The sequence below is a fragment of the Fusobacterium sp. JB019 genome (assembly GCA_030673965.1).
In the GTDB taxonomy this organism is placed as follows: domain Bacteria; phylum Fusobacteriota; class Fusobacteriia; order Fusobacteriales; family Fusobacteriaceae; genus Fusobacterium_B.
Genome location: JAUTCN010000022.1, coordinates 114,251 through 121,086, shown reverse-complemented (window position 1 = coordinate 121,086; position 6,836 = coordinate 114,251). Strand labels below are relative to the sequence as shown.

The following is a 6,836-nucleotide window of genomic DNA, read 5'->3' as shown; positions in this document are numbered from 1 at the left end:
TTTGTTTCTTTAAACACCATTTAAGGTTTGCTTGCTTATCTTGTTAAACTTCTCTATTCTGTTGTTAATGTCCTTCGTTCGCTTCTCTTGCGGACAAGAAGTATAATACCACTTTCCACAACTTATGTCAACATTTTTTTTTACTTTTATTTTATTTTTTTATTTCTGGTGCCACTTGTCGGAATCGAACCAACCTAAACTGCCTTACCATGACAGGGCTTTCCCTCTAAGCTAAAGTGGCTATTAATAATTTTCTCTAAAAATAATCAGATCATAAATATCTTGATTTATGTACGGACTAGCCATTTTTTTTATAATTTTATTCCATAATTCAACCAATTCTTGATATTTCATATTTTCAATTTGATTTAATATTTTTTCTTTATATAAAATATTTTCCTTTGTTTTTTTTATTCCAGAAATTATCTTTTGTTTCTGTTCTATATAATTTTCTTTTGATAATTCTTTATTTAAATAATAACTTCCTAAAAATTCTCTATTAAAATTAACTTCTTTATAAATTAACTTTCTAACCGCGCTAGCTATATAATCATTAGATACCTTTTTTGAAAAAATCCCTTTTGAATCTAAAAGAGGAATAAACACATCTTCAAAATGATAGTCTTGTATTGATTTACTAAAGATATTAAAATTTCTTAAAACTTTTTTCACTCTTACCGTATCTTTTTTTAAAAAATTTAAATCTACTTGATAAGTCGTTCCTATATGAGGAAACAAAAAACTCACCAAATCTTTAGAATGACAAAAATTTATTATTTTCCCTTTGAAAATTTCATTTTCATTTATTAATTCTTGAAGTTTTATAGCACTATAAATTTTCTCTACTATTTTTTCAATTTGGAAAAATTTCCCTAAAAAGTTTTCATTTAAAAACAACTCTTTCCTTCTTTTAAATGGTAATCTTTTTAAAATTTCTTTCAAATTAGTTTGCTTAGATATAGAATCCACAAATTCTTGTGTCATATCAAATTGAAAATCATAACTTTTATCTACCAATAATGTCTTTCTATCTCTTATTATCTTATTTTTTTTCAATTCTTTTATTATAAAATTATTATAACTTTCCTTGAAATCGTTAAAAATTAATTTTTCATCTTTTGTAAGCCCACATTTATCTAATATTTTTTCATACTCAAAAAAATCATCAAAATTTACTATCCCATCTCTTTTTATCCCTACCGAATTCCATGTATAAGTTAAAGGAATCTTCATATATTTTTTATAAGCCATTATAGCTACAAATTGAGCTATCCCACCGCCTAAGGAATGTCCAGTTAGACTAATTTGATTTAACTTAATATCTTCTTTAATCAATCCCTCAAAAACTTCTACCCCCTCAAAAAATTGAAGAGGTCTTTTCCCTAAACCAATCAACAAATCTGTTTCTATAAAATCTCTATAAGCTTCTTTTAAAGGAGAAGTTTCACTTCCTCTATAGGAAATAACATAGTCATCTTTTCTTTTAAATACAACTGCATAAAATCCTGATTTTACGTTTTGAGAACTTTTCCCTGTTCTGTTTTCTATTTTATGTATTATCCAATCATTCATTTCTTTTGAAAAAAACTTTTCTCCTCTAAAATAAACATCATTTTTTAAAAGATTATCATTAGTGGAAAGCTTTTTTAAGTCCATTTCTTTCAATGCCTCAGCTATTGTCTTCCCAATTGAATTTTTAGGAAAATTAAAATAAGCTAAAATACCCAAAAATAAATACTCTCTTGAATTATGCATAATTTCTCCCTTTTTATCCTCTCACATAACCATATTCAGCCAAAATCTCTTCTTCTTTTTTTCTCATAATTTTTCTATCTTCTTCTTCAATATGATCATATCCTAACAAATGTAATAATCCATGTGTCAAAACATAATAAAATTCCCTTTTAAAAGAATGCCCATAATCTTTTCTTTGTTCCTCTACTCTTTCTAAAGAAATTACAATATCTCCTAAACTATCATAAGCACCTATTACAGCTTCATCATTATCGTGATAAGCAAAAGATATTACATCTGTAGGCGCATCTTTTCCTCTGTATTCTCTATTTATATTTTGTATTTCTTCATTTCCTGTTAATAAAACTGAAATATAAATTTCTGCATCACTTTTATACTCTTTTGTCAAAACTTCTTTCACATATTTATCTACAGCTTCATAAGAAATTTCATCTTCAAACCCCTCTATATCTAAACTTAATTCTAAATTAATTAACACTTTTTCCTCCTTGATTTTTTTATTTTTTTTGTCCAGGATATTTTATTCTAACATGATGAATTCCTATCAATGTTTTAGTAAATATTCTGATTACTATCTCTATTTCTTTAAAGGTTAAATTAGCATCCGACAACTGTCCATCTTCTATTTTACCAGTAATAACTTTCCTTATCATTTCTTCTATTGTTGTATAAGTCTTTTTATCCAAACTACGAACAGCAGCTTCTACAGAATCTGCTAACATTATTATAGCTGATTCTTTTGTTTTTGGTTTTGGTCCAGAATATCTAAAATCTTCCTCTCTAACATTAACATTATCTTTTTTAGCTTTGTTATAAAAATAAGTTAACAATGTAGTCCCTTGATGCTCATACATTATATCTCTTATTTCCTTAGGAATCATGTGACTTTTCCCCAACTCAACCCCTTCTTTAGTATGAGATAATATTATTAATGCACTTAAAAATGGGCTTAATCCTTTATGTAAATTTTCTCCACCTTCTTGATTTTCAACAAAAAATTTAGGTCTTTTTAATTTCCCAATATCATGATAATAACTAGCTACTCTTGTAAAAACACTGTCAGCTCCTATCGCAGCTGCTGCATTTTCCGAAATAGTAGCAACCATCATCGAATGATAAAAAGTTCCTGGAGCTTTTACAGAAAGATCTCTAAGTAGAGGTTGAGATAAATCTCCTAATTCCAACAATTTAAAAGTTGTCAATATATTAAATGTCCTCTCAAAATATGGAACTATTGCAATACTTAACATTCCTGACATTATTCCTGAAATAATTATCAAGCTAGCATTAAATACTATTTCTAGCCCTGATACTCTAGAAAAATAAGCAATTATTATATAGAAAATGAATTTCACTATAGATAACTGAACTCCTATACTTATCAATTGAGATCTCGTTTTTATATTTTTAAATAATCTTATCCCAAAAACCATAGATAATAATGAAATTATAAAATAAAAAACATTATAACCTGTTAAAGGCATTATGTAAGCTAAGTATATCATCCCCATCATAAATGCAAAATTAGGGTTAACCAATACATCAACTAGAAAGAATACCATCTCAAATGGTAATAAATATAAGTATTTTATGTCTATAAATCTATAAACTAAAAACATCACAATAGTTATAAATAATATAGACTTATAGATTTTTTTATTAAGTAATTCTTTTTTATAACTACCATACAATAAATTATACGCCCCTACAGATATTGTTAACAAATAAACTATATTAGCTATCAACCTTAATAAACTTTCTCCATAAGAATATACCCCTGCAGCACTTAATATATTAAGTTTTCTTTCAGTTAAAACTTCACCTTTTTTAGCTATTAAAGTTCCTGCTGAAATCTCTGTTATTTGATCTTCTATCATAGAAGTTTTCTCTTTTATTTTATTTTCTGTTTTTTCTTTATCATAGATTAAATTAGGTACTATGAATGAATTTAAAATTTGTCTTTCAAGATCATTCAACTGAGATAACTTCGCTTCAGTTTCTACACCTAAACTTATCACTTGGCCCTCTTTCCTTACTCCTTCGGAATAAATAAATCTTGCAACACTTAAAAGTTTTATTTTTTGTTTTTTTATTTCAGATAACTTTAATTTAGACACTTCTGAAATAATACTTTTATTTATATCTTTTCCAATTATATCTTCAATATATTTATAATTAAAATCTAATTTTTTCCCCATTTTTAAATCTAGCACTTGATTGTAAAAATTTTCTAATCCTTTTATATAATTTTCTTCAACTTCAGGAACATTTATATATTCTTTCTTAGACGTTAATATCAATTCTTGTACTATTGCATTTCTTTTAACCTTATCATTATATTTAAATGTTTTAGGAGAATATATATTTTCTTTTATTATATTCCCTTGTTTATAATGATTTCTACTTAAAAGAGGCATCACTTTTGCTGTTAAAATGACAAAAGACATCGCTAACATTAAATACATTATTTTCTCTTTCAAATTATATGCAGATGAATAAATTTCAATATCATCCTTATTTTCTTTTTCTAATTTTAAAACTAATTTAATTCCAAAAAATCTAAATTTTTTCATAAGTTCCTCCAAAAAAAAACTATCTGATTATCTCTTTAACATCTTTTTTTATTATATTTCTAGTAGGAATACTCTGTAAAAAATATTTTCCGTATCTTTTAGTTATTACCCTATTATCTAAAATTGTAACTACCCCTCTATCCTCTTTACTCCTTATAAGTCTTCCTATTCCTTGCTTAAATTTTATTACTGATTCAGGTATCTGATATTCTAAAAAAGAATTTTTACCTTGCTCTTCATATTTTTCAATAATAGCTTCTGTAATAGGATCATTAGGAACCTTAAAAGGTAATTTCACTATTACTACTGAACTTAACTTATCCCCTTTTACGTCAACTCCTTCCCAAAAAGAGTCTGTACCAAATAAAACCGGATAATTACTCTTTTTATATAATTCAACCAACTTTGTTCTTGGATACATCCCTTGTATAAATAGCTCTATTCCATTTTTTTCTAACTCTTTTCTAATCGAATAATAAACATAATTTAAAGCTCTGTAAGATGTAAATAAAACAAAAGTTCTTCCTTTACTTTTAATTATTAATTTTTCTAATAAATTTTGAACATCATCTAAAAAATTTCTATCATTTGGAGCTGAAATCCCTTCAGGTAAATATACCTTCATTTGTTTGTCATAATCAAAGGGAGAAGCTATAATCTTATCATAAGTTTCTTCTTGTAGTCCTATAGATTCTTTAAAATATTTAAAATTTTTGACAATTGCAATAGTTGCAGAAGTAAAAATTATTTGCTTCAAATTCTCATATAAATTTTCAGAAAGTTCATTATCAACTTTTAAAGGAGTTGCTACTAATTTTGAATTATTCTTTTTTTCATTTACTTCAATCCAATATATAAACTCTTCATCTTCAAAGGTATTTATGAAATTAAAGTTAGCTAAAAAGCTCTCTAATCTATTGGTATAATTAACAAATTCACTAATCTTCCCCTCTTTATCTTCCGCCTCTGAAACTAAAGATAATAATCTTTTTATCAAATTTAAATATGTATTAAACTCTAGAACAAAATCTTGCTTCTCTTTTTCTAGCATCTTTAGAAAATTAGTTTCAAGCATATCCCCTTTTTTTATTCTAATTGATAAACTTCCATTTTGACCTTTTGAAAAAATTTCTATTATTCTTTTAAAAAATATATCTCCTGCTAAAAATAAGTTTTTATGTTTTTCTATTAAATCATTACATATTATTTTTTCAATCTTACTTTTATTTTCTATATCAATTTTTTTTAAATATTTCCACAAAACTTCTAAATGAGAATTTAATTTATATTTACCCTCTTTTCCCTCTAATAATTTTTCTTTTCTTAAATTATAAATCTTATTCATTGATTTTACAAAACTATATTTTGAAACTTCATAAGAAAAATAATCTCTAGCAACCTTTTCAATATTATGAGCTTCATCAAAAACAACTAATCCATATTCTGGTAATATAGAAAAATCTGTATTAAAACCAATTTCTTTTTTAATAGCTAAATCTGAAAAAAATATGTGATGATTAGCTATTAAAATATCTGCATTTTTTTTCTCATCCCTAGCTTTAAAGAAAAAACATTCTTCTCTATGAGGGCAACCATTATAACAAGTATCACTTTCACTTTGAAAATATTCCCATATATCATAACTAGGTTCAAAACTCAACTCTGATTTATCTCCTGTCTGAGTTACTCTTCCCCAATTAATTAATTTTTTTACTTGCACCTTTTGTTCTTCGGATATATTTGCTGGTTTTATAATGTTCCCACTAGAAACATTATAATATTTTCTATTGCATAAATAATTTCCTCGTCCCTTAACCAAAATATATTTAAATTTTTTATCCATAATTTTGCGAATCATTGGTATATCTTTGTTTATTAATTGTTCTTGTAAGTTAATTGTATTTGTACTTATAACTACTTTTTTTTCATTTTCCAAAGCCCATTCTATACTAGGAATCAAATATGCTAAAGTTTTTCCTGTTCCTGTTCCAGCTTCTACAATAATCTTTTTTTCTTTATTTAGACCTTCTTGAATATGTTGTACCATATCATTTTGCTCTTTTCTAAATTCAAATTCTTTAAATTTCTGAGATATTAATCCCTTTTCTTCAAAATAAGGCAAAACATCTATTTTTTTATTTTCCTTTGAAAAAGACTCCATCACCACATAAACATCATCAACTTTATTGTTTATAATGTAAAAACCACCATCTTTTTTATTCCCAAATATATTCGCCACTTCAATATCTGCATCAGAAGGGTATAAATATCCAGAAGGATGATTGTGTATAATTACTTCATTTCTTTTCATCCTCTTCAAGAAAGCAGGAACACTATATTTATTTCCTCTAGCTAAAGGAACAACTTCAGACACCACTCTATTTTCATCCAAAATTCCTTTAAAGAAAACTTCATTTTCCCCTGAATTCTCAATTTCTTTCTTTAATTTTTTCCTAGATTCTAAATCTATTACCTCTTCTATTTTCATGACTTCCCTCTCCATATTTT

General features: G+C 25.8%; 4 protein-coding genes and 1 tRNA gene. All 5 read right to left on the bottom strand.

What is annotated here, in order from left to right; translation table 11 throughout:
• Nucleotides 1-166: 166 nt before the first annotated feature.
• The 5 genes from Q7K47_10815 to Q7K47_10795 all read right to left on the bottom strand — a co-directional run bounded on the left by Q7K47_10815 (nucleotide 167) and on the right by Q7K47_10795 (nucleotide 6,816).
• A tRNA-Thr gene (locus Q7K47_10815) sits at nucleotides 167-241 on the bottom strand.
• A gap of 2 nt (nucleotides 242-243) precedes the next feature.
• Entirely contained in the window at nucleotides 244-1,755 is a 1,512-nt protein-coding gene (locus Q7K47_10810; protein ID MDP0507682.1) for a hypothetical protein, read from the bottom strand.
• A 13-nt stretch (nucleotides 1,756-1,768) separates the two neighbouring features.
• Complete coding sequence (gene ybeY / locus Q7K47_10805; GenBank protein ID MDP0507681.1) at nucleotides 1,769-2,203, bottom strand: rRNA maturation RNase YbeY; 435 nt, start codon at nucleotides 2,201-2,203, stop codon at nucleotides 1,769-1,771.
• 49 nt (nucleotides 2,204-2,252) lie between these two features.
• Nucleotides 2,253-4,328, bottom strand: coding sequence for an HDIG domain-containing protein (locus Q7K47_10800; GenBank protein MDP0507680.1), 2,076 nt, complete (start codon nucleotides 4,326-4,328; stop codon nucleotides 2,253-2,255).
• A 19-nt stretch (nucleotides 4,329-4,347) separates the two neighbouring features.
• Entirely contained in the window at nucleotides 4,348-6,816 is a 2,469-nt protein-coding gene (locus tag Q7K47_10795; GenBank protein MDP0507679.1) for a helicase C-terminal domain-containing protein, read from the bottom strand.
• Nucleotides 6,817-6,836 lie beyond the last annotated feature (20 nt).